The 23,089-nt window shown below is 55.7% G+C and carries 25 protein-coding genes; 10 read left to right on the top strand and 15 right to left on the bottom strand.

The window, feature by feature from the left end; genetic code table 11:
* Nucleotides 1-21: 21 nt before the first annotated feature.
* The 6 genes from hisB to MKFW12EY_RS01385 all read left to right on the top strand — a co-directional run bounded on the left by hisB (nucleotide 22) and on the right by MKFW12EY_RS01385 (nucleotide 4,060).
* Nucleotides 22-615 (top strand): imidazoleglycerol-phosphate dehydratase HisB, encoded by a 594-nt coding sequence (gene hisB, locus MKFW12EY_RS01410; protein ID WP_054761475.1) that lies wholly within the window; start codon nucleotides 22-24, stop codon nucleotides 613-615.
* Between the two features lie 48 nt (nucleotides 616-663).
* Nucleotides 664-1,305, top strand: a complete 642-nt coding sequence (gene hisH, locus MKFW12EY_RS01405; protein WP_054761477.1) for an imidazole glycerol phosphate synthase subunit HisH — start codon at nucleotides 664-666, stop codon at nucleotides 1,303-1,305.
* Between the two features lie 67 nt (nucleotides 1,306-1,372).
* Nucleotides 1,373-2,116, top strand: coding sequence for a 1-(5-phosphoribosyl)-5-[(5-phosphoribosylamino)methylideneamino]imidazole-4-carboxamide isomerase (gene hisA, locus MKFW12EY_RS01400; RefSeq protein ID WP_064020193.1), 744 nt, complete (start codon nucleotides 1,373-1,375; stop codon nucleotides 2,114-2,116).
* Between the two features lie 13 nt (nucleotides 2,117-2,129).
* Nucleotides 2,130-2,903, top strand: a complete 774-nt coding sequence (gene hisF / locus MKFW12EY_RS01395) for an imidazole glycerol phosphate synthase subunit HisF (RefSeq protein WP_221053880.1) — start codon at nucleotides 2,130-2,132, stop codon at nucleotides 2,901-2,903.
* Complete coding sequence (gene hisI / locus MKFW12EY_RS01390) at nucleotides 2,900-3,286, top strand: phosphoribosyl-AMP cyclohydrolase (protein ID WP_054761480.1); 387 nt, start codon at nucleotides 2,900-2,902, stop codon at nucleotides 3,284-3,286. Before hisF ends, hisI begins: the two co-directional genes overlap by 4 nt.
* A gap of 309 nt (nucleotides 3,287-3,595) precedes the next feature.
* Nucleotides 3,596-4,060: an RNA recognition motif domain-containing protein gene (locus MKFW12EY_RS01385; RefSeq protein WP_054761482.1), complete on the top strand. Its 465-nt coding sequence runs from the start codon at nucleotides 3,596-3,598 to the stop codon at nucleotides 4,058-4,060.
* A gap of 31 nt (nucleotides 4,061-4,091) precedes the next feature.
* Here the strand turns inward: MKFW12EY_RS01385 and MKFW12EY_RS01380 are convergent, their stop codons facing one another.
* Both MKFW12EY_RS01380 and MKFW12EY_RS01375 read right to left on the bottom strand, forming a co-directional pair.
* Nucleotides 4,092-4,541 (bottom strand): thiol-disulfide oxidoreductase DCC family protein, encoded by a 450-nt coding sequence (locus MKFW12EY_RS01380; protein ID WP_245006407.1) that lies wholly within the window; start codon nucleotides 4,539-4,541, stop codon nucleotides 4,092-4,094.
* Nucleotides 4,542-4,569: 28 nt separating this feature from the next.
* Complete coding sequence (locus MKFW12EY_RS01375; protein ID WP_221053879.1) at nucleotides 4,570-8,160, bottom strand: hydantoinase B/oxoprolinase family protein; 3,591 nt, start codon at nucleotides 8,158-8,160, stop codon at nucleotides 4,570-4,572.
* A 155-nt stretch (nucleotides 8,161-8,315) separates the two neighbouring features.
* Between MKFW12EY_RS01375 and MKFW12EY_RS01370 the strand changes: the two genes are divergently transcribed.
* Nucleotides 8,316-9,035 (top strand): hypothetical protein, encoded by a 720-nt coding sequence (locus tag MKFW12EY_RS01370; protein WP_054761484.1) that lies wholly within the window; start codon nucleotides 8,316-8,318, stop codon nucleotides 9,033-9,035.
* Nucleotides 9,036-9,231: 196 nt separating this feature from the next.
* Entirely contained in the window at nucleotides 9,232-11,001 is a 1,770-nt protein-coding gene (locus MKFW12EY_RS01365; protein ID WP_245006406.1) for a L,D-transpeptidase family protein, read from the top strand.
* Between the two features lie 70 nt (nucleotides 11,002-11,071).
* Here MKFW12EY_RS01365 and mepK read toward each other — a convergent pair whose 3' ends face one another.
* From mepK to fabV, 11 genes are all read right to left on the bottom strand, one after another.
* Nucleotides 11,072-12,037, bottom strand: a complete 966-nt coding sequence (gene mepK / locus MKFW12EY_RS01360; protein WP_054761492.1) for a peptidoglycan L,D-endopeptidase MepK — start codon at nucleotides 12,035-12,037, stop codon at nucleotides 11,072-11,074.
* A gap of 293 nt (nucleotides 12,038-12,330) precedes the next feature.
* Entirely contained in the window at nucleotides 12,331-13,227 is an 897-nt protein-coding gene (locus MKFW12EY_RS01355; RefSeq protein WP_054761494.1) for an inositol monophosphatase family protein, read from the bottom strand.
* Between the two features lie 2 nt (nucleotides 13,228-13,229).
* On the bottom strand, nucleotides 13,230-14,216 hold the full coding sequence (locus MKFW12EY_RS01350) for a phosphotransferase (protein ID WP_054761496.1): 987 nt from the start codon (nucleotides 14,214-14,216) through the stop codon (nucleotides 13,230-13,232).
* 47 nt (nucleotides 14,217-14,263) lie between these two features.
* A complete protein-coding gene (gene trpC / locus MKFW12EY_RS01345; protein ID WP_221053878.1) occupies nucleotides 14,264-15,061 on the bottom strand; it encodes an indole-3-glycerol phosphate synthase TrpC in 798 nt (265 codons plus the stop codon).
* A 530-nt stretch (nucleotides 15,062-15,591) separates the two neighbouring features.
* Nucleotides 15,592-16,221, bottom strand: a complete 630-nt coding sequence (locus tag MKFW12EY_RS01340) for a DUF2971 domain-containing protein (RefSeq protein ID WP_054761260.1) — start codon at nucleotides 16,219-16,221, stop codon at nucleotides 15,592-15,594.
* Between the two features lie 70 nt (nucleotides 16,222-16,291).
* On the bottom strand, nucleotides 16,292-16,765 hold the full coding sequence (locus MKFW12EY_RS01335; protein ID WP_221053877.1) for a hypothetical protein: 474 nt from the start codon (nucleotides 16,763-16,765) through the stop codon (nucleotides 16,292-16,294).
* 487 nt (nucleotides 16,766-17,252) lie between these two features.
* Complete coding sequence (locus MKFW12EY_RS01330; RefSeq protein WP_172680277.1) at nucleotides 17,253-17,426, bottom strand: type II toxin-antitoxin system CcdA family antitoxin; 174 nt, start codon at nucleotides 17,424-17,426, stop codon at nucleotides 17,253-17,255.
* Entirely contained in the window at nucleotides 17,423-17,746 is a 324-nt protein-coding gene (locus MKFW12EY_RS01325; RefSeq protein ID WP_054761258.1) for a hypothetical protein, read from the bottom strand. The genes MKFW12EY_RS01330 and MKFW12EY_RS01325 overlap by 4 nt, the downstream gene beginning before the upstream one ends.
* Nucleotides 17,739-18,026 (bottom strand): BrnT family toxin, encoded by a 288-nt coding sequence (locus tag MKFW12EY_RS01320; RefSeq protein ID WP_054761256.1) that lies wholly within the window; start codon nucleotides 18,024-18,026, stop codon nucleotides 17,739-17,741. Before MKFW12EY_RS01320 ends, MKFW12EY_RS01325 begins: the two co-directional genes overlap by 8 nt.
* Nucleotides 18,027-18,104: 78 nt before the next feature.
* Nucleotides 18,105-19,112 (bottom strand): anthranilate phosphoribosyltransferase, encoded by a 1,008-nt coding sequence (gene trpD / locus MKFW12EY_RS01315; RefSeq protein ID WP_054761254.1) that lies wholly within the window; start codon nucleotides 19,110-19,112, stop codon nucleotides 18,105-18,107.
* Between the two features lie 64 nt (nucleotides 19,113-19,176).
* Entirely contained in the window at nucleotides 19,177-20,367 is a 1,191-nt protein-coding gene (gene fabV / locus MKFW12EY_RS01310; protein WP_221053876.1) for an enoyl-ACP reductase FabV, read from the bottom strand.
* A gap of 294 nt (nucleotides 20,368-20,661) precedes the next feature.
* Here fabV and MKFW12EY_RS01305 point away from each other — a divergent pair, with 294 nt between their 5' ends.
* Nucleotides 20,662-21,270: a discoidin domain-containing protein gene (locus MKFW12EY_RS01305; protein WP_221053875.1), complete on the top strand. Its 609-nt coding sequence runs from the start codon at nucleotides 20,662-20,664 to the stop codon at nucleotides 21,268-21,270.
* A 146-nt stretch (nucleotides 21,271-21,416) separates the two neighbouring features.
* Here MKFW12EY_RS01305 and MKFW12EY_RS01300 read toward each other — a convergent pair whose 3' ends face one another.
* Complete coding sequence (locus MKFW12EY_RS01300) at nucleotides 21,417-21,926, bottom strand: hypothetical protein (protein WP_221053874.1); 510 nt, start codon at nucleotides 21,924-21,926, stop codon at nucleotides 21,417-21,419.
* Entirely contained in the window at nucleotides 21,910-22,131 is a 222-nt protein-coding gene (locus MKFW12EY_RS01295; RefSeq protein ID WP_157199339.1) for a hypothetical protein, read from the bottom strand. Before MKFW12EY_RS01295 ends, MKFW12EY_RS01300 begins: the two co-directional genes overlap by 17 nt.
* 455 nt (nucleotides 22,132-22,586) lie before the next feature.
* Here MKFW12EY_RS01295 and MKFW12EY_RS01290 point away from each other — a divergent pair, with 455 nt between their 5' ends.
* The gene (locus MKFW12EY_RS01290; protein ID WP_245006405.1) at nucleotides 22,587-23,066 is read left to right on the top strand and encodes a DUF805 domain-containing protein; all 480 of its coding nucleotides are present in this window, start codon (nucleotides 22,587-22,589) and stop codon (nucleotides 23,064-23,066) included.
* Nucleotides 23,067-23,089 lie beyond the last annotated feature (23 nt).

The following is a 23,089-nucleotide window of genomic DNA, read 5'->3' as shown; positions in this document are numbered from 1 at the left end:
GACCCAGTTACCCGCATTAGCATGAACCCACGCACCGCTCAGGTTGAACGCAACACCCTCGAAACCCAGATCAAGATATCGGTCAATCTCGACGGCACCGGCTCAGCCGCGTTCACTACCGGGCTGCCGTTTTTGGACCACATGCTGGACCAGGTGGCCCGACACGGTCTGATCGACATGGAAATCGTCTCGCACGGCGATTTGCATATCGACGCCCACCACAGCGTCGAGGATATCGGCATCACCTTGGGCCAGGCGGTTGCCAAAGCCCTCGGCGATAAGAAAGGTATCTACCGCTACGGCCACGCTTACTGCCCGCTCGACGAATCGTTGTCGCGAGTGGTCGTAGATTTTTCCGGCCGTCCCGGCTTGTTTTACGATGTCGAATTCAAACGCGCGCTGATCGGCAATTTCGACGTCGACCTGTTCAAGGAATTTTTCCAGGGTTTCGCCAACCATGCCGGCGTGACCTTGCATATCGACAATCTGAAAGGCGGCAACGCCCACCACATTGCCGAAACCGTTTTCAAGGCATTCGGCCGGGCGGTACGGATGGCGATCAGCCCCGACCCGCGCATGGCCGGCATCATGCCGTCCACCAAAGGCACTCTGTAAACCGCTTCTTAGCCGCTGCGAACCCTTGACCCGAAAACTCTAACTGTTATGCCATCAGTTGCCGTCATCGATTACGGAATGGGTAATCTGCATTCCATTGCCAAAGCGCTTCAACATGCCGATAGCGGCAGCCAAGTACTGGTCAGCTCCGATCCGGAAGCCATCCGCCGCGCAGACCGGGTAGTGTTTCCCGGCGTCGGCGCGATCCGCGATTGCATGAGCGCTTTGCACGGCAGCGGCTTGGCCGAGGTCATTCGCGAAGTGGCCGCCGATAAGCCGTTGTTGGGCGTCTGCCTGGGCATGCAAGCCTTGTTAACCGACAGCGAGGAAAACGGCGGCGTCGCCTGTCTCGGCCTATTGCCCGGCCATGTCCGGCGTTTTGCCGACGATCTGCGCGACGATAACGGCAACGTACTGAAAATTCCACACATGGGCTGGAATCGAGTCGAGCAAAAGCCGCACCCGCTTTGGAAAAACATCCCGGACCGCAGCCGATTCTATTTCGTGCACAGCTATTACGCGGTGCCGGACGACGCGCGCCATACCGCCGCCACCGCGGATTATCCGCAAACCTTCACCTGTGCACTGGCCGATGGCAATCTGTTTGCCGTGCAATTTCATCCTGAAAAAAGCCAGACGGTCGGCTTGCAGTTGTTGCAAAACTTCCTAGCCTGGGACGGGACGGTGTAACCGCCGGCATCCCAACGCTGGCTTTACTAACCCTTTGAAATAGTGATTAAACTGTCGAGATTTAGATATGTTGCTGATACCCGCAATTGACTTGAAGGAAGGAAAATGTGTCCGCTTGCGCCAGGGTCGTATGGAAGACGACACCGTGTTCTCCGACGATCCGGTAGCGGTGGCGGGGCGCTGGGTTGAAGCGGGGGCGAAGCGTTTGCATCTGGTCGATTTGGACGGCGCCTTTGCCGGCAAGCCGAAAAACGCCGACGTGATCCACGCCATCGTCGAAGCCTATCCACAAGTGCCGGTCCAAATCGGCGGCGGCATTCGCGACGAAGACACCATCCAGGCCTATCTGGAAGCCGGCGTGCAATATGTCATCATCGGCACCAAAGCGGTCAGCGAGCCGCATTTCGTCCGCGACGTTTCGATCGAATTTCCCGGCCACATCATCATCGGCCTCGACGCCCGCGACGGCAAAGTTGCCATCGACGGCTGGTCCAAATTGTCGCGCCACGATGTGATCGATATGGCGCAAAAATTCGAATCCAACGGCGTCGCCGCCATTATCTATACCGATATTTCTCGCGACGGCATGATGCAGGGCGTTAATGTCGAGGCCACCGCCAAGTTGGCCAGCTCGGTGCACATCCCGGTCATTGCCTCCGGCGGCATCACCAATCTGGACGACATCCGCGCGTTGGGCGCCGTGGCCCACGAAGGCATCATGGGCGCGATCACCGGCCGCGCCATTTACGAAGGTACGCTCGATTTCGCCGAAGGCGCGAAACTGGCCGCGTCCTTCGGCGGCGAGGATTGAGCCGCACCCCGCCATGAGCCTAGCCAAACGCATCATTCCCTGCCTGGACGTCGATAACGGCCGCGTCGTCAAAGGCGTCAAATTCGTCGATATCCGCGACGCCGGCGATCCGGTGGAAATCGCCCGCCGCTACGACCGCGAAGGCGCCGACGAGATCACGTTTCTCGACATTACCGCCACCCACGACGACCGGGCGACGATGGTGCATGTCGTCGAGCAAGTCGCCGGCGAGGTGTTCATCCCGTTGACGGTCGGCGGCGGCATCCGTACCGCCGACGATATCCGCCGCATGCTGAACGCCGGCGCCGATAAAGTCGGCATCAACAGTGCCGCAGTATTCCGGCCCGAATTCGTCAAGGAAGCGTCGGACAAGTTCGGTTCGCAGTGCATCGTCGTCGCGATCGACGCCAAAAAAGTCAGCCAGGACGGCGAGGCGGAACGCTGGGAAATTTTTACCCACGGTGGCCGCAAACCGACCGGCATCGATGCCGTGACCTGGGCGGTGCGCATGAAAGAATACGGTGCCGGCGAAATTCTGTTGACCAGCATGGACCGCGACGGCACCAAATCCGGTTTCGACTTGGCCTTGACCCGTGCGATCAGCGAAGCCGTCAGCATTCCGGTCATCGCCTCCGGCGGCGTCGGCAACCTGGACCATTTGGCGGACGGCATTCTCGAAGGCAAGGCCGATGCGGTGTTGGCAGCCAGTATTTTCCATTTCGGCGAATATACGATAGAACAGGCCAAACGCCACATGCAGTCGCGCGGGATCGAGGTGCGCTTATGAACGCCGCCTGGCTGGATCAAATCGAGTGGACCGCGGACGGCTTGGTGCCGGCCATCGCCCAGGACCACAGCAGCGGCCGAGTATTGATGTTTGCCTGGATGAACCGCGAATCGCTGGCCTTGACCGTCGCCGAAGGCTACGCCGTCTATTGGTCGCGCTCCCGGCAACGCTTGTGGCGCAAAGGCGAGGAGTCCGGCCACCGCCAAAAAATTATCGATTTGCAATTGGACTGCGACGGCGACGTGATTCTATTGAAAATCGAGCAGGAAGGCGGTATCGCCTGCCATACCGGCCGGGAAAGCTGTTTCTTCCGCAGCTTTAAAGACGGCGATTGGCAGGTCAGCGAAGCGGTATTAAAAGACCCGAAAGCGATATACCGTTAGGCGGCAGGCCGTTTAGCCTATGCCGCCGGCCGGCCTGCCGTTTCCGGGCCAACTCTCGGTATCGCCCGACCATACAAAGCCGATGCCGATTTTTCGCTAATCGGGAGCGCAAAACTTCCCACTTTCCGTTGCCGAATTCCGCTACCAAACCTAGGGATTTTTTCCACTGGCCGGAAGTCATATGTAGGGTTAAAGTAATCCTCGGGATTGACGCTAACTAACGGACAACAGCCCTGCAACGGCTAAGCTCGAGACGGGTTTTTCTGCGAGCGGCAACGCGTTGGGCGCGAATTATCGCGGTATGCACTTATGATACTGATCGTAAAAAATATTCCTTCCGCTTCCCAGGAAGACGAATTGGCCGATTTCGTCGCACCGGCATTGCGCTTTTGCTTTTGGCTGCCGTTCAAAATCGGCCATATTTTGAAGACCGATATTTTTTGCCTGAAAAACCCGAAAACCAATGGGCTGGCGTTTCACGGCAGAGTCTTCATCGACGACGACAAAGCCGGGCGCCAGGCCATCAAAAAACTGCACGGCAAGCGCTTTAACAACAAAGTCGTCGAAGTTCGCGAATACTTCATTCGATCCGGCAAAAACGACCGCCGCGCCGGCCAGCAGCTCGTCACGGTCGAAATTCTGGAGCAACGCAAGGGCGACCGCCGTTGCCACGTCAAACATTCCAATCAAGTTCAACCCTATGCCAACGTATTCGATGCCCGCAACGTCTACCAAGTCAGCCGCCGGGCGCGGAACGAACTTTACGACGAGTGACGACTTGATCCGTTAACGCCGGGCGGCGTGCTCAAACCCGGCAATCGGTTTGACAGCGCTTTCGCGCCAACAAGGCGCCCAGCGGCAAACGGTAGCGGGCAAAAACGGCATAGAGCCTGGCAAACAGGGGCCGGGTCAAACGCCAGCGCAAAGGCGCGGCCAGCCAACCCAATCCGACCAAGAGATACGTCGCGTAAAACGCGTCTATACCCTTTACCAACGAGCCATCGGCCCGCACCCCGTGAATTTCCGCCATCAGCTCCGCCTCGGTAACGCCCAAACGTTCCGGCACGAAGCCGTCGGCATGGATATCCTGAAACGCGATGCAGCCGGCGGCATTCCTGGATTGCAGCCAAGCCACCTCGCGGCGGCAAATCGGACAGTGGCTATCGTAAATCAGCGTGAATTCGGCAGTTGTCGTCATGATCGGATTGGCGTGAGCGTTGGATAGCAAGGTTCTCGGGGTTAAGCTACCGGGCAAAACCGAATCTGCAAGGTCTCGGCGATTTCTAGCCGTCGGCGCCGAAACCGCCGCCGCCCGGCGTTTCGATCACGATGCAGTCGCCGGCGGCGACTTGAATTTCGGCGCAGCCGGCTAACTCTACAATCTCGCCGCCGGCCTTGAGCAACCGATTGACGCCGGGCGCAGCGGGCGCGCCGCCGTGCATGCCGAACGGCGGCTGGCGTCGATGGCTGGATAAAATACCCGCCGACATCGGCCGGCAAAATTCGATGCGGCGCACCACGCCGTCGCCGCCGCGGTAACGCCCGCCACCGCCGCTACCTTGGCGCAACGAAAATTCGCGTAACAGCACCGGAAAGCGTTGTTCCAGAATCTCCGGATCGGTAATGCGCGAGTTGGTCATGTGAGTATGCACGCCGCTGCTGCCGGCAAAACCGTCTCCAGCTCCGGCGCCGCCGCAAATGGTTTCGTAATATTGGTAATCGCGGTCGCCGAAGGTCAGGTTGTTCATCGTCCCCTGGGACGCAGCCATGATCCCCAATGCGCCGTATAAGGCATCGACGACGTATTGCGAGGTTTCGACGTTGCCGGCCACCACGGCGGCCGGATAGTGCGGATTCAACAAACAGCCTGCCGGAATCACGATCTCCAGCGGCTTCAGGCAGCCGGCGTTCAACGGAATGTCGTCTTGCACCAGCGTCCTAATCACGTACAGCACGGCGGCCTTGCACACCGCCGCCGGCGCATTGAAATTGTCCGCCAATTGCGGCGACGTGCCGGAAAAATCGATGCGCGCACCTCCCGAGTCCCGGTCAACGGCGACAGTGACGGCAATGCTGGCGCCTTGGTCCAATGGGTAAACAAAGCTGCCGCCGGCCAGCGTTTGCAATAAGCGGCGCACACAGGCCTCGGCGTGGTCCTGCACGTGCTGCATATAAGCCGTTACCACCGATAACGAATAATCGGCAACCATGGCCAATAATTCTTGTCCGCCTTTTTGATTGGCAGCGATTTGTGCCTGCAGATCGGCCAGATTTTGCTGCGGGTTGCGCGCCGGATGGCGGTTGCCGGCCAGCCATTTCAGTATCTCGGCTTCTCGAAACCGGCCGGCGCAGAGGATTTTCAAGCCGGCACTAATCACGCCTTCGTCGTCGATATGGCGACTGCCGGCCGGCATCGATCCGGGCGAAATGCCGCCGACGTCGGCATGGTGGCCGCGCGAGGCGACGAAAAACAGCAACTGCCGCTCGGCGCCGAATACCGGCGTCACCACGGTGATATCCGGCAGATGAGTACCGCCGGCGTAAGGAGAGTTCAGCAAATAAGCATCGCCGGGCTGCAGACTGTCTCGCTGGTTAACTAACAAAGCCTTGACGCTCTCGCCCATCGAGCCCAGATGCACCGGGATGTGCGGAGCATTGGCGATCAGGTTGCCGCCGGCATCGAACACTGCGCAGGAAAAATCCAGCCGCTCCTTGATATTGACCGAATGCGCGGTGTTTTGCAGCACGAAACCCATCTGCTCGGCCACCGACATGAAACGCTTGTTGAAAATCTCCAGCAACACCGGATCGGGGCCGGCGGCTAACGCAGTAGGGGTAAATTCGCTAGCGTTTCCGGTCAGCAGCAGATCGCCGTTGCTTTGCAAACGGGCCTGCCAGCCGGGTTCGACCACGATTGTCGAAGTCGGCTCCAGCACGACGGCCGGACCGGACACAATTTGGCCGACGCCCAGTTGTTGCCGGCGGTATACCGGCGCATCGAGCCAGCGGCCGCGGCTGAACAGACGCGTCCGGCGTTGCGGCTGGCCGCTACGGCAACCTGAGGCGGCTGGCGCCATATCGGGGGGCTGCGCATCGCAAGCGACGCTTTCGACCTGCAAGCTGGCAATCACCACCGGACGCTGGTAACAGAAACCGAATTGGCGGCGATAGGCACTGGCGAAACGTTCCGGCAGCGCGGCCGGATCGGCGTAGGCTAGCGTCAACGCAGTATCGCTGCCTTGGTAACGCAAGGCCAGACTCCAGCGGCTGGAGATAGGCAACCGATCCAGGCCTTGCTCGGCTAGTTCGCGGCGGGCGGCTTGTTCCAACTCCGCGAAGCGGCGGTGTAACTCGTCTGCATCGGTTTCCTGCCATAAGCGTTCCACGGCAGCTTGCTTCAGTACCCGAAAATCCGCCAAGCCGATGCCGTATGCCGACAGCACACCGGCCAACGGGTGCAGCAATATCCTGCGCATGCCCAGCCGTTCGGCCAACAGGCAGGCGTGTTGCGCGCCGGCCGCACCGTAACAGCACAAGGCGTAGTCGGCGAGCGGGTAGCCCTTTTGCACCGAAATTTTTTTGATGGCCTCGGCCATATGCTCGATGGCAATTTCCAAAAAACCCTCGGCGACTTGTTCCGGGCTGCGGGATTCGCCGCCCGCCGATATCCGCTCCGCCAGCTCCGCAAACAAGACCTCTACCCGGACTCGGTCCGGCGGCAAGTCGCCGTTAGGGCCGAACACCGCCGGAAAATCCGGCAATTTGCCGAGCAGCAGATTGGCGTCGGTCACCGTCAACGGCCCGCCGCGCCGGTAACAGGCCGGACCGGGATTGGCCCCGGCCGAGTCCGGCCCGACCCGGCAGCGCAAACCGTCGAAATGCAAAATAGAGCCGCCGCCGGCGGCGACGGTATGAATCGCCACCATCGGCGAGCGGATGCGGACGCCGGCGATTTCGTTATCGACGCTGCGCTCCAGTTCGCCGGCGTAGTGGGCAACATCGGTAGAGGTACCGCCCATATCGAAAGCGATGATCTTGGCCAAACCGGCACGTTTGGCCGCGGCAACCGCGCCGACCATGCCGCCGGCCGGACCCGACAATATGCTGTCCTTGCCGTGAAAGACAGCGGCCCGCACCAATCCGCCGTTCGATTGCATGAACCACAGGCCCGGGCGCGATGCGCCGGCCGGCAAGCCGTTTTCGACTTGCGCGACGTAACGGTGCAGCACCGGCGACAGGTAGGCGTCGACCACCGCGGTATCGCCGCGGGCGACGAATTTAGGCAGCGGACTGGCGCGATGCGACAGCGAAATATGCTCGAAGCCGATCCCGGCCGCCAGTTCCGCCAACGCCAATTCGTGTTGCGGGTAGCGCCAGGCATGCATCAACACAATCGCCAGATTGCGGATACCCAGGTCGTAAATCCGCCGTAATTCGGCGTTCGCCTGATCCGGGTCCAGCGCTTGCACTACCCGGCCGTCCGCGCCGACGCGGACATCGATTTCGGCCACCGCCCGGTACAGCGGTTCCGGCCGGCGGATCTGCAATGCAAAAATATCCGGCCGGTTTTGGTAGCCGATATACAGGCAATCGCGCAAGCCGCGATTGGTAACCAAAGCGACCGGCGCGCCCTTGCGTTCCAGCAAGGCATTGGTACCGACCGTGGTGCCCATTTTGACGGCGGCTATCCCGACCTTCCCGCCAGCGCCGAATTCCTGCAGAATCCGGCCTATGCCGTGCAACGCGGCGTCCGGATACTGTTCCGGATTTTCCGACAGCAACTTGCGCACCGCCACCTTGCCGTCCGGGTCCAAGGCTACGATATCGGTAAAGGTACCGCCTCTGTCGATCCAAAATTGCCAGCCCGCCGCCATCGAAAAAACCTTACTAGAAATTACTAATCAAATTTTTGCTAACTTTATGTAATGATAGCCATTCTTGGTCAATGGCATTTTAATTGACTCCGGCCCGGAAAACGCAGACGCCGGGGCGGTGCGCAGCAAATAGTAATTACATAGGGGGGAAATGCGTGGAAACTTTGTTCGATTTGGTTTTGGTGGCGGCGGCCTTGTACGGGGCGAAAGCTTATTTGACTGCGCCGGAAGTCGTCACCGACCGGGAAATTTTTTCCAGCCGCGGCTCGATGTTCGTAAAGAGATTGGTCGGCGAGCAGGCCGGGCAAGGCCTGCAAACCCCGCAAACTCCGGCATTTGCGCCATCCGAACCGGCCGTGGTCGAACCCGAACCAATCGCCGACCTGACGGACGCGGCTCAGGAACCGCAACTCGTCGAGACGGAAACTGCGGCCGCGGCAGAACCGCAAGCGATGGAGCGAGACGCCGCTATTTCCGCGGTCACTGAAATTTCGCAAGCACCGCAGGATTCGGTATTGAATCGGCATTATTGGGCGCAACGCGCCGCCGAACGCGCCGCGCTAGCACAGCCTTACCCGACCGACTCGGTATTGCTGCGCCATTACCGGCAAATCCAGGCGGCGAGCCTGCACCCAACGACGCACGCTGCCGCCTTAACCGCCATGCAGCCGGAAGCGGTCGCACAAGCGACCGAAGCAACCGGCACAAGCGCGGCCATCCCGGAAGACTCGGTACTGAAACGCCATTTTCTGGCAAATGCCCGCCACCTGATAGAGCAAAACTACGGCCCCGTGCCAAGCGACAGCGTCTTAAGCCGCCATCATCGGCAGTTGGTCGCAGCCGCTTTGGCGGATTATCTAGCTGAATTGGCTTAGTCGGGCTGCGAAGCAATCGGCAATAGCGGTTTTTATTGGCGAAATGCCGATTTCGCCTGGCTTCTGCCGGCAACTGGTTTAAAATTCAACCGTCTCCGAAAAAAAGCAATATTAGCCGTTTGCAATATACTTTGACCGGAAATGGGTACGCTTCCGCCTGCGGCAGCCTTCATTCAGGAACACAATCCGCCTAATCATGATAAACCTACCGAATGCCTTGAAAGATTCGCGTCCAAGCCGCGCCTGCTTTGCGTTGGCGGCCTGCATCTCTTACGCGGGCCTGGAGCCGGTATTGGCGGCGGACATGCCTGCCGCGCTGCCCGAGGTCGCGGCACCGCTGCCGGCGGCAATAGAGGCCACCCCCGCCGCCAGTTTCATTCCGGCCGACAATCCTATCGGTAACCTGTTGCTCAGCCGGCAACATCCCCTGCTGGCTCGGCCCGATTTCAGCCGAATCAGCGACTATGTCGTGCAAATTTACCAAGCCAGCAATTTTCAACCGATTTGGCTTAACGCCAACCGTTCCGAAAAAAACCTGACCGATTTATTCGGCATATTGGACAACGCGCCAGGCAATGCATTGATTCCTGCCGCTTACGATGTCGAGCGCTTGAAACAATGGGTCGCCGCTCCGCTGCCCGATAATGCGACGGCAGCCAGCTACGACGTGGCCCTGACCGTATCGCTGGTGCGTTTTCTGCACGACTTGCGCCAAGGCAGGGTCGATCCGCGCGACGTCGAATACCCGGTACATATCGCGCCCAAACCTGCACTGGATATCGCCGGCTTGTTGAAACAGCATTTGGAAGCGCAGACGCTGGGCGAGCTGGTAACCGTGTTCGAGCCCAAAGCCAGGCAATACCAGCAGTTGAAGCAGATTTGGAACCGCCTGCAGCCTTTGGCCGGCCAGCCCGCGATGCACGAATTCAAGCCCGGCAAACAACTGCGACCCGGCGACAAGCATCCGCACATCGTTTACCTACGGCAAAACCTGCTGGCAATGGGGGCGATTGCCGATAACGCTAATCCCGACAGCAAGATTTACGATTCCGACCTGGCCGAAGCCGTGAAAAAAGTCCAGCAACAGCAGGGTCTGAAAGCCGACGGCGTGATCGGCAGCGCCACTGCCGCCTTATTCAACCGGCCACCGCAGGAAAAACTGGCGCAGTTGGAATTGGCGATGGAGCGCTCGCGCTGGATTCCCGATCCGAGCGACGGCCCGATGATTTTAGTGAATATCCCGGCTTTCGAATTATGGGCCTTCAATTCGCCCGATGACGCCAATCCGATCAATATGAAGGTCATCGTCGGCAAATCGCCGGACAAGCAAACGCCGGTGCTGTGGGAGGAAATGAAATATCTGGAATTCATGCCCTACTGGAATATTCCGAAAAATATTTTCGAAAAGGAAATCCTGCCGAAAGCGGCCAATAACCAAGGTTATCTGGCCAGCCAGGAAATAGAGCTGGTCAAACACCAAAACAGCGAAGAGAAAGGCGGCGGCAGTTATATGCGGGCTCGCCAGCGCCCCGGCAAAAAGAACCCGTTGGGCCGGGTCAAATTCGTGTTTCCGAATACCGCCGACGTGTATTTGCACGATACCCCCAGCCGGGCGGCGTTCAACCGGCCGCGGCGTGATCTGAGCCACGGCTGCGTCAGAGTGTCAGAGCCCAAGCGTCTGGCCGAGTTCGTGTTGGGCGACCAACAAGGCTGGGACAAGGACACGATAGAACAAGCCATGTCGGCACCGAAAACCCGCCACGTCACGTTGAAACGGTCGGTGCCGGTGCTGTTTTATTACGCGACCACCTTTGTCGACCACACCAATCAACTGCACGTTTATCCGGACATTTACGGCCAGGACGAGCTGCTGCAGAAAGCCTTGAACAAATTGCAGGCGCCCAGCGCCGGCAGCAACCAGTTGGCGGCAAGCGGCAAAATGGCAGGAGCGACAGCCAGCCAGTAGCGACCGGAACGGTGCGGGCATAAAAAAGCGCCGGAAACGGCGCTTTTTTATGCGGCTGAGCGCGAACGAGCTAGAAAGTCCAGGTACGGAACGTCCCGGTATCCAGATGGATGAAATTGGACTCCGGATAATAACCGACGCCACCGCGATGCATCGCTACCGCCGCGTTGTGGATCCGGCGCAAATCGAAGCGCTCGATCCGGATGTCGACCGCGCGGCCGTGCATATGAAAGCTGTTATTGGCGACGCCGGTATGTTCGGCGTGCAGTTTGGCGTTGGTCAACGGCGAACGGTAGCCGCAGATCACGCCGAACGGTTGTTGCAAGCCCAACATTTGCTTCAAGTCGTGTAATTGGTCGAGCAACTCGGGGTCGATCGGATGCACGTCGTCGGTACGGTAATCGCGCAGCAAGAAACTGATTTCCTCCAGCGCATCGGTCAGATAGCGGCCTTTCTCGAAATAAGTCAGATTCAACTTGTCGCCGGTGTGCGGATTTTGAAATGCCAGCGCCCGGTGCGAGGTCATCCTGCCGCGGTCGGCCACGAACATCGGTTGCTGGTCCAGCGTGATGATCGGTTCGCGTTGGCCGGGACGGATCACCGAATGGACTCTACCGCCGCTGTCATGGCCGTGGCTGACTTGGGCGGTAGTGAAGCCGTGCTTCTTGCCATGGTAAACGTCGCGGACTCTGGCTTGGGATTGCGTATGGCGCTCAGCGTGCGCCAGTTGTATCCGGCCGTGCTGGGTTAGCGCCGATTTATGGCCGTTATGCGCAGTTACCGCTTTATCGCCGTGCCGCGCGGCTTTAGCGGCTTGAATCGCTTCGTGCTTGGGCAGGCGTGCCGCACTTTTTGCCGCTTTTCCGGTTCTATGGTTCTTGTCGGCTTTAACCGCCGCACTTTTGGCAGCATGAACCACGCCGGGCATTGCGATAGATAAAACGGCGCCCACCGCCAAGCGCCCGAAAAAGCTGCGTCGCGACAGCTCCACTTCGCCCTGCTTGTTGCCATCATTCTCTAAGTTATGTCTCAGCATCCATAATCTCCTGTTTAACATCTTACGGATAGTGATTGATTCCGAAGGTTAAAATCCAAAAGTAAGTCGTTTCGATTATAGCAGTCTATCACACAGAAGCGACTGTAAAGCCAAAAACGGCCGCCGATTGTCGGTAATATTACAATTGCCTGAAGGTGCATAATCAGCCCGCCGCGCCGGCCCGCCCGGCGGATTTGTTAGCCAGGCCGCCATTCATCGCCGCTGCTCCGTGCGGGATAATCCAATGCCTCGGCACCCAATGGCATAGCTAAAAACGGTGTTTACAGAGCAGTTTAACAAGAGTTCTGCAGTTGCCGGTACAGCTCGACCAGAGCTGGCGCCAACTCGCGATCCGCACAGTACAACACGCCGCAACGGTTCATGAACAAGGACCCTTGGGGATTCAATTCCAAATCGTTGCCGAACATATCGCAGGCAATGGCACCGGCCTCGCGGAACAAACACGCCGTGGCCGCATAATCCCAAACGCTACCGCCGCCGGCCTGCGGTTTAGGGAATTTAAAGTAACAGGCCGGCGCATCGACCAACACTTGGCAGGCGTTCATTGCCGCGCCGCCCTGCAATACCAGTGCCGCACCGGCATAACCCAAACCAAGTGCCAGCCGCTCCAGTCCGGCCTCAGCCGCTTGGTAGAGCGGATCGGCGGCGAAACTCTTATCGGTGATAAATTTCAGGATGTTGCCGCGCGATGCCGTTATCGGCAGCGCTAACCGTTGTCCGTCGCGCCAGGCGCCGCCGTTTTGCACAGCGCTATACAAGTTGCGCGCCAGCGGATCGTAGACCACGCCGATTATTGCGCTGCCGGCGCGGTCCACCAGCGCGATCGACACCGAATAGCCCGCCACCCCTTCGATGAACGGCAAGGTGCCGTCCAGCGGATCGATACACCAAAAATAGTCTTTGCGCAGCCGACTGCCGTCGTCGGCCTGCTCTTCCGACAACACCGCCAAGTCGAACATGTCGCAGGCCGGTTGCAAGGCCTGCAAAATCGCCTGCTGGCTGAGGTGGTCCACTTCGGTCACCACCTGAGCGGCCAGGCTGGCGCCGCCGGTTTTATTACCGACCGCAACCGGCCGGCCGGCGTGACTTTCAATGATATGTCCGGCTTGGTAAGCGGCGGCAATCGCGCATTGGCAGAGCAAGTTCAAGTCGTTTGCAGATAAGCGCATCGTCATTGATCCGGGCAATCCGCCAATTCCGCAATCACTTGCCGCGCCAGCCGTTCGCTATAACTGTCCGGCGGCCAATACTGAGAGCTCCAGCCCTTTAGAAAACGATGGAAGTCGGTCCAGGCTAGCGGATACAGCGCCCGCCATTCGCGCTCCAGATCATGCGCATCGGCCTCGCTGCCTTTGGCGCGAAGGGCGTGGCGCAAAGCCTGAAAATAGAAATCCAGTAACTCGGTTTCCCGGCTCTGGGCGGCGTTGCCGTCCAAACAGCTATCGATAAAGTAGGCCACATCTTTGATGCCGCAACCGCCGCCGACGTATTGAAAATCGACCGCAGCAACTTGCCGGCCGTCGGCGGAAAAACAAAAATTGGCCAATTTGGCGTCGCCGTGGACCAAAGTCCGGTAATTGCCGGAATTAAGTTTGCGGTCGATCGCTGCGGCCGCGCGTTTTAACGCGGAATCGGACAGAGCGCGCAATTCGTCGGGCCGGGTCGCTAAGTGCCAATAGGTGCCGATTTGCCATAAACCGTCCGGTTGCGCGCCAAGAAAAGTGGCGTGGAAATTGGCCAGCCAGTCCAGGCAAGCGCGGATTTCGCCGGCACCCACCCGGGAGCGCCGTTGCGGAAATCCGGCAGCGTCCAAATCTTCCAACACGATCAAAATCTCCTCGCCGAACGACTCGACCCCCAGACAGAGCGGAACCCGGCACTCCACGCCGCAGCGCCGGCTCCACTGGCCGTACCAGGCCGTTTCGACTTGGTAGGAGCGCAGTTTGCGTTGGTGGGAAAGGGTATCTGTTCGGCGCGAACTACTGCGCTGCGCGGGCAATTTCACGTGTTTGACGATTACGCTGGCGCGGTCGCCGCCGCGCAAACGGCAGCGGACGATGTGGCCGTACCCGCTCCACAACCGCTGCACCGGTTCGGTTTCGGTAATCGCGGCCGCGGCGGTGGCGCGTAGTATCAAATCGCAAATGCGGCGTTCCATTGAAAGGAATCGGAACAAACCGGGCCGATTCGGCCCGGAGCATGCGCTTAAAAGAACAGTTCGCGCATTTTTTGGCCCGGCGACGGCGCGCGCATGAAGGCTTCGCCGACCAGGAAGGTGAAGATGCCATTATCCTGCATCAATTTGACGTCGGCCGGCGTGTGGATACCGCTTTCGGTAACAATCAGCTTGTCGGCCGGGATGGTGTTTTTCAGGTCCAGCGTGGTTTGCAGCGAAACCTCGAAAGTGCGCAGGTTACGGTTATTGATGCCGATCATGTGGGTGTTCAGCCGCAGCGCCCGCTCCAGTTCCTCGGCATCGTGCACTTCCACGAGCACGTCCATGCCCAAACCGGTGGCGGTATCGGCCAGTTCCTTCAGCATCGCGTCGTCCAGTGCCGCCACGATGAGCAGCACGCAGTCGGCGCCCAGCGCCCGCGATTCGTGGATTTGGTAGGGGTCTATCATGAAATCCTTGCGGATCGCCGGCAGCGGGCATCTTTCCCGCACCATCTGCAAATTGGCTTCCGAGCCTTGGAAAAACTCCTTGTCGGTCAGCACCGACAAGCAAGTGGCGCCGTTGAAGGCGTAATCGACCGCAATTTCGACCGGCTTGAAATCCTCGCGGATCACGCCCTGGCTAGGCGAAGCTTTCTTGATCTCGGCGATGATCGCCGGTTTTTGCTGATCCGCCTTGTTGCGCAAGGCCTGGTAAAAGCCGCGCGGCCCTTGCACGCTACCGGCGATTTCCTGCAACACCGAAATCGGCGTGTTACTTTTGCGGCGGGCGACTTCTTCGGTTTTTTTGGCAAGGATGGTTTTTAGGATGTCTGGTGTATCTGTCATTGCTCTAGTTAGGTTTTGTGTCGCTATCGCGACTGTTATTTTAATGTCGGTTCTCGGCCCGACAGCCGAGATACTTTCTTTTGCTTGGCCAAAAGAAAGTATCCAAAGAAAAAGCCACCCCGATGCTGCTTTGATCCTGCGCTCCGAAGGGTTTGAACGGGGTTGTCTGAAGGGGCTTCCCAGCCCCTTCATGCAACGCGATGCATCCATGCGTCGCCCCTAACAGGTTGGTGAAAAACCATATTCTGGTCACTAATTCAGCTGGAAGAGGCCTTTATTTAGTATAAAAACCAACCTGGCGGCACTAAATATAGGCTCGATTGGTTGTAAAAATGAGTTTTTCACCAACCTGCTAACAGGCTATTCCGCCCAAACCCTCCGATGCTCGGCGCGGCATAGGGGAGAAAACCATCCCGGAATTATAAATCGTATGGTCTGCAAATCAGGTAGCCTCGATGGAGTGAAACGAAATCGAGGTTTTGAGGGCTTCAATTATCCCGGATTCCGCTACGCTTCATCCAGACTAATTGCTAGGTAATTGTTTGTGTTTTTTTAACTTTATTGTTCTTTTCACAAATAGTTGTTTCCCAAACGTCAATCTGTGAAGGAAGTGTTTGACGCAATATTTGCTTAATACTGTCAGGTGTTCTTACACCTAATAAAACTGATTTTATATTAACCCCAGGATCACAAACAAATTGCTGCTTTGTGATAACCCTGATTTCCTTTTCATATCGCCAAGCGTTGTTTTTAACTAGAAGGGCTGCGATTTGTAAATCCTTATTAATTTTTAGTATGTCATTGCCAACAACAAAACTATCTAGATAGCTAACTTCTGCCAGAGGAACAATGGAACTATTGAGTTCTAATTCGATGCATATTCCTTTAAAACCATCTGCGTAATGAGCCCAAAGCAGTAGATTATCAAATGATTTTGAAAACGAGCATATTCTTATATTTTCATTGAATTGGTTAACTAGATTTATATCTTCTTGTTGAACGTCAGCCTCAAATCTAATCATTCCCTCCATTGGATCGTTAAGTTCTAAATGATGGGCCGCATAAAATCTGTTGTTACAAAAAATATCCGCGATATTTTCAAAATTGTTCAAGGTTCTAAACTTGTATGCTCTCATCGGCTTTTTTATCATTTTTGGCATTGCAGGGCCTCAGGTAAGATTAGCGACAGTGTAATCTCAGCCACTCTGGTTTCTTAGCTTCAGTAGGAGTTTACCGAGACTTTAATTTTTCTGGTAATGCCCACAAGAAACCGCTTTTACACCAGACAGAAAAATCAACTTCTGCCTTATTGACATAATGGTTTTTGTGCCATTTATCTACATTCTTAGGAAAGGTTGAAGAATACTCTATAGCCAGCAGCGCAACTTTTTTCTGGCTTGGAGTTCTACTCATTAGAAAATCTATCATCGGAGCATCATATTGCCAAACATTCATGGCCCACTTTGCATACTCACCTACTTCTTTGCAAGTTAAACCACTTTGCGAATCTTTGTATTTTTCTGCCTCATTAGATGCTGTTGCTTCAGAGCTATTCTCTGTATTGGTATATGCATAAATGTTGTGGTAACTTCCCATACTGAATACGAAATATAAAATAGCAATTAATCTCCACTGTAGTTTTTTTATATCACTATTTTTATTTAACTTCATGACTATGGGATGTTTAATTGCCTTAATGAACATCTGATTAATCGATCATTTCGCATTCAATGATCATTAAAACCAATAGGCTACACGATAATTAGGACTGTTAGATGTGCTGAACGAAGTGAAGCGCATCAGTCGCGATCAATGCGCCTCGTAGAATCGGCTGCATACTACAATAGCCCTTTAATCACTGTTTAAAAATTCTTGCGATAAATCTGATAAACAAGACGGGGTTAATGCCCCTGTTGCCGCGCCGAGCACCGGAGGCTTTGAGCGGATTTGCCCGCAGGGGCGCGGCAGGGATGCCGCGCGTTTTTCGCAAGGGCTGGGATGCCCTTTCGAAAAACCCCGTTCAAAGCCTGCGGAGCGCAGGGTACAAGCGGCATGGGGTGGCTTTTTCTTTGGATACTTTCTTTTGGCCAAACAAAAGAAAGTATCGCGGCTGTCGGTCCGCGAACCGATTTATAAACAAACCGGTCGCGACAGCGACACATAAAAAACACCACCCTCAAAAGCCCCGATATTACCCCAGCGGCAAACCATCCTGCTCCAAACTCTGGTTATAGGCCTCGATAAATCTGGCATGCTCCTGCGAGCAAAGGGGTTCGCGTTCTGCTCGCTTCGCCTTCGATAAATCCAACCAAGCGGAAATATCAACTACATCGTCAAATTTCCGATCAAAATCACCTGCTTTCATGCTCCCGTTTCATCGACGCCGCGGCGGTTGGTGCGTGTATTCAAATTCGAAGGTTTGTCCACTAATCGGCCGGAAACATACTTGTGTAGCACGCTGGCAATCAAGGTCTGATAGGGAATGCCTTCTTCCAGCGCACGCGCCTGAATATCCATCAAATCGGGTGAAGACAAACGAATGTTGACTCGCTTGTCTTTGATAAAAGTCGCGCTGGCCGCGGCCTTGAATTTAGACAAATCGGTTTTTGCCGGCGAATTTGACACCAACTCGCCCTGCTCATAAGCATCCAAAATCTCTTGTTCGAATTCGTCGAGTTTATTCATTGAATTTATTCCTGCGTAAATAATCGCGGGTTGCCTTTCTACTTGGAATAACCGTTTTCAAGAAAAAGTAATTCTCTTCCTCTACAAATGGCACCAAATATACGTAGACATCAAGTGCCACCACAAGGATGGATTGATTGGGATACTTGTCCTGGTTTGGGTGCCGCAACTCGTCGAGCAATCCGTCGGCCTCGATAGCCAGCACTATTTCTTCGAAAGAGATTCCGCGATCTTTCTTTAACAGTTCGTTCTTCTGATGATTCCAGCGAAACGGTTTCATGGCCGGAGTGTACGCCGACGTGTGCCTATTGTCACCTGGAGCCGTAGTCAAATCCTTTGCGCAAGAAAGGCCGGAATCTCAACGGTACTCTATCAACGCCTCAAACTTAGCCAACGCACTCCCATCCGCCAAAACCTGATGCGCGCGGCGGATGCCGGCGTCCAGCGAGTCGGCCAAGTCGGCGGCGTAGATCGCGGCGCCGGCGTTCAGCGCGACGATGTCGCGGGCCGGGCCCGGTTGGTTGTTCAGCACCGCTTTGACGATGGCCAGGCTGTCCGCGGCACTGCCGATGGACAACGAATCCAGGCTGGCGCGCTGCAGACCGAATTGCTCCGGAGTCACGGTGTAGCTATGAATGATGCCGTCGACCAACTCAGCCACGTCGGTCGGGGCGGCGATGCTGATTTCGTCCAGGCCGTCGCGGGCGTGGACGACCAATACATGGCGGCTGCCCAAGCGTTTCAACACTGCTGCGACCGGTTCCAACCATTGTTTGTCGAACACGCCGATCAATTGATGCGGTGCGTTGGCCGGATTGGATAGAGGGCCAATCAGATTGAACAAGGTGCGCACACCCATTTCCTTGCGGGCTCTGACGGTATGCCGCACTGCGCTGTGGTGCTTGGCGGCGAACAGAAAGCCGACGCCGATGTCGTTGACGCATTGCGCCACTTGCTCGGCCGGTAAATCCAGGTTGACGCCGGCGGCCTCCAGCAAATCGGCGCTGCCGCAGCAACTGGATACCGAGCGATTGCCATGCTTGGCGACCTTGCCGCCCGCTGCGGCAACGACGAAAGCCGCGGTGGTGGAGATGTTGAAGGTGTTGGCGCCGTCGCCGCCGGTGCCGCAGGTGTCGATGACGTGCTCGCCGTCGATAGGCACCTTATGCACCAGTTCGCGCAACACGCCGACGGCGGCGGCGATTTCGTCGACGGTTTCGCCCTTGCAGCGCAAGGCAATCAAAAAGCCGGCGATTTGCGCGTCGCTCAGCTGGCCGTTCATCATGGCCCGCATCGCGGCGCGCATTTCGTCGGCGCTAAGGTCTTGACGATCCAGCAGTTTTTGCAGCGTGGTTTGGATGGACATGGTTAGATTGATGTAGGCGTAGGGTACGCATTGCGTACCCTACAACATTGCCTAAGGACGGAATTTATCCCAAATTGTTGATCGCCACGTCCGGATTGACGTCGGCTTCGTAATCGACGCCGTCCACTTCGAAACCGAACAATTTCATGAACTCGCGTTTGTAACCGGCGAAATCGCTGAGTTGGTTCAAATTTTCGCTGGTGACTTGCGGCCACAGTTTGCTGACCTCGTCCTGTACTTTCGGATCGAGTTCCTTCAAATCGGCACGCAAACGGCCTTCGCTGTCCAGAATCGGCGTCGCGCTGTACAAGCTGTCGCGGAATAGGCCGTCGACTTGTTCGATGCAACCTTCGTGACTGCCTTGTGCCTTCATCACTTTGAACAACAAGGCCAGGTACAACGGCATCACCGGAATCGCCGAACTGGCCTGGGTGACCACGGCTTTCAATACCGAGACGCGGGCATCGCCACCCAGCGCCGCCAGTTTGGCGCGAATGTCGACCACACGTTTATCCAGGTCTTTTTTGGCCGCGCCGATGGTGCCGTCCCAGTAGATGTCCCAGGTGACTTTTTCGCCGAGATAGGTAAACGCGGTGGTTTTGGCGCCTTCGGCCAGCACGCCGGCTTCGGCCAGCGCATCGATCCACATTTGCCAGTCCTCGCCGCCCATCACCGCCACGGTGTTGTCGATTTCTTCCTGGGTGGCGGCAGTCAGCGTGAATTCCTTGATGATTTCCTTGTCGGTATCGACGCCGTTTTGCACCAAGTCTTTGCCGATCGGTTTCAGGGTCGAGTTATGGGTCACGCCGGTTTTCGGGTGGGTGCGGCGCGGCGCGGCCAAGCTGTAAACCACCAGATCGACCTTGCCCATGTCTTGTTTGATCGCATCGATCACGCGTTGTTTGATTTCGTCGGAAAAGGCGTCGCCGTTGATGCTTTTCGCATACAGGCCTTCGGCTTCGGCGAATTGGTGAAATGCCGCCGAGTTGTACCAGCCGGCACTGCCGGGTTTGTCGGCCGAGCCTTCTTTTTCGAAGAACACACCCAGGGTTTTGGCGCCGGCGCCGAACGCAGCCACGATCCGCGAAGCCAAGCCGTACCCGGTCGACGCACCCAGCACCAGCACGTTTTTCGGGCCGCCAGCGACCGCACCTTTGGCTTTGACGTAATCGATCTGTTGTTTAACGTTGGCAGCGCAGCCGGTCGGATGGGTGGTGACGCACATAAAGCCGCGGACGCGAGGTTTGATGATCATGGTGCTCCTCAATGTAATTGTTGTTTTGCCGCGCCCGAGCCGGAACGCGTTTGCTGCCCATGATAACAAACCGGGCCGGGATTCGGCAGGTGGGAATTGAAAGTGTTGTGGGTGAGATTTGGTGGAAAGTGCAGCGTAATCAGAGGAGCTGAAATACAAGCGTACGATCAGGCTTTGTTCAATATGCCCAGGCGAGCTGGACTTCTGGACAATACGCCAACAGTGGTATTTCCAGAATAAAATATCGCCACTAACCAACCCACTTTTAGACCAAAATATCTTGAGGAGTATTTGATGCCCAATAAAAACCTTTCATCGATACTGGCAGTATTAGGATTAACGCTTGCTGTCGATGTAAACGCGGCGCCTATCATTTCGCCGTTTGCTGCCGATTTGGCTAGCGGCCAGTACAGTGCCGATTTATCCTATCCCGGCACTTCCGCACAGGCCGCGTTCAATGGAGGGGTGTGGAATGCGGGTACTTACGGCAAGCACTGGATCCAGGCGGATATGGGGGGCAGTCAAACCCTGTCGAAAGTGGTTATCACTGCTGCGGTTGCACCCGCCACCAATGCGCAATATTGGATTTACCTGTCAAATGCAGCGATAGGCAACAGTTACAACAGCTTAACCCCAGTAGTGACGTTCTCGGATTGGATAGGTACTTCAGGATTCGGACCGCATTTTGAAACCCACGAGGTGGAGTTCGCTGCCGCCTCCGGACGGTATTTACAAATAGTCGCATATGGCGGTAGCAGTTGGACCGCGCTAGGCGACCAGAAGCCACGAGTCGACTGGGTCCAACCGGTCTCTCAAGTTCCGCTACCTCCCGCATCGCTGCTAATGCTGTCCGGTTTGCTTTACACGATGAGACGCCGTTTTTTTGGCTCGGCTACGGTCTAGCGAATAGATTGGATGGGATTCGTGGAAGCAGTTTGAACCAAGGACGGGGCGTTGCTCCTATTTGCGCAGCATAATTGGAGCAACGACATTAACATTCGTACGATTACGCTTCGCTAATCGTACCTACGCGAGCTTCGCTGCAGATTTCAATCGCGTTGGGCTATCCGCAATATCGCGCGATCTGAATTATTGCCGGTCACTGGATACCCATCCGCAATATGTTTTTCAATTTCTTCCGCAATTTCTTTTGGCTTTGAACTTTCGACCTGCCAAACACAGGTATTGGGATCGAAAAAGGTATTGTCCCCGCCAAAATAAGCCACCGCGTGCCCTGCCATGAGGATACGCGAGTCAGGCCCTTCGAACTTAACCTGGGGTAGTGCTTCCTGCACCGATTGCTTAGTCATGGTCATGTAAAAAGTGATCATGAGCGCCATATCTTTAATGGGAACTACTGCCAAACGCGACGCAATATAGTCCGGCAGCGATGTTCGCATGGAATCAGCGCAGTAAATATTGTTGTAGACGACCTTGTTCGCATCCGTGACATTTACACCCCATTTGTTGATGTAGTCCTTGATCTTCAACAAATCGGTCACCACGTATTTTGACGCGAAAAACCGCTTGTCTCCCTCAAAGTCAGCAGCCCTTAGCATACCTTATAGCTTCCTGGCTATAAGCGTCCATTTTTTCGCTCATCTTTTTGACGTTCACTTTCTCATACTTGAACACACCACCGACGTAGCGACAGGCCAACCACTTGAACGACAACCGCATACAAATACCCAGACTGTCGATGCCGGTTTGTTGCTTATATGCCTTGAGCAAATCAGATTGATCGAATTTGCTGAGTTGTATCATTGCCACTCCTTCCTTTGTTGTCACCTGAAGATAATCTATTATGCGCCAAGTAAAATAATCCGGTCTTACCTCGAACAGGCGCCACTAGAAGGTTGACCGATTAGCAACATAAGTCAGCCGTAGCGGCCGAACTCGGCATCAGCGCAGCGCCGGTCGAGCGCTCCCCATATACGAAAGACAGGAATCAACGCCTCTTTCCGACCTGATCTGGGGCAGACGCTAACACAGACGGCTCGCGTGACAAAGCTTTTACTGATTAGCCATAAGCCCCAACCAATTTGAGCAAGTCCATTGGTACGATTACGTTTCGCTAATCGTACCTACGCGGGCTTTAGATAATTTCCATACATCAAATATACGGCCACTGATTGAAGGTGCTGGATAAGATGCTAGACTCTTATTGTTTTTACAATATTAACCTCAATAACTCTTGGCTTTGACTAAGAGTGGGAGTAATGAAAATGTTTTGCACGAATTGCGGTAAACAAAATCCAGAAGAATCGAAATTTTGTAGTAGTTGCGGTGCAAGTACCGAAGCCTTGCCGCCGCAAAATAAAGCAGCTTATATAAACAAGAAAGAAGAAATGACCTTCAGTAAATCGATTTCTACTTGCTTATCGAAATATATTGATTTTGGTGGCAGAGCGTCGCGCCCTGAATATTGGTGGTTTTATCTTTTTACCATTTTATTGAGTTGGGGCGGCATGCTAGTGGATTCTTCGACTTATTCAGATTCTACACAAATTGTTTCAGGATTAGTTAATTTAGCTCTTTTCTTGCCTTCTATCGCCGCCGGCGCGAGACGTTTGCACGACACGGGCAGAAGCGGCTGGTGGCAACTCATCGCCATTACAATAATTGGAATTATTCCTTTAATAATATGGCTGGCAAGCAAAGGTGACGAAGGAAACAATAAATACGGCACTCCGAGTTGAGTTTGATTTAATTTTTATTTCCG

Source organism: Methylomonas koyamae (genome assembly GCF_019669905.1).
GTDB lineage: Bacteria > Pseudomonadota > Gammaproteobacteria > Methylococcales > Methylomonadaceae > Methylomonas > Methylomonas koyamae.
Note: the sequence above shows the minus strand (reverse complement) of the source record. Positions and strands in the feature narration are given on the sequence as shown.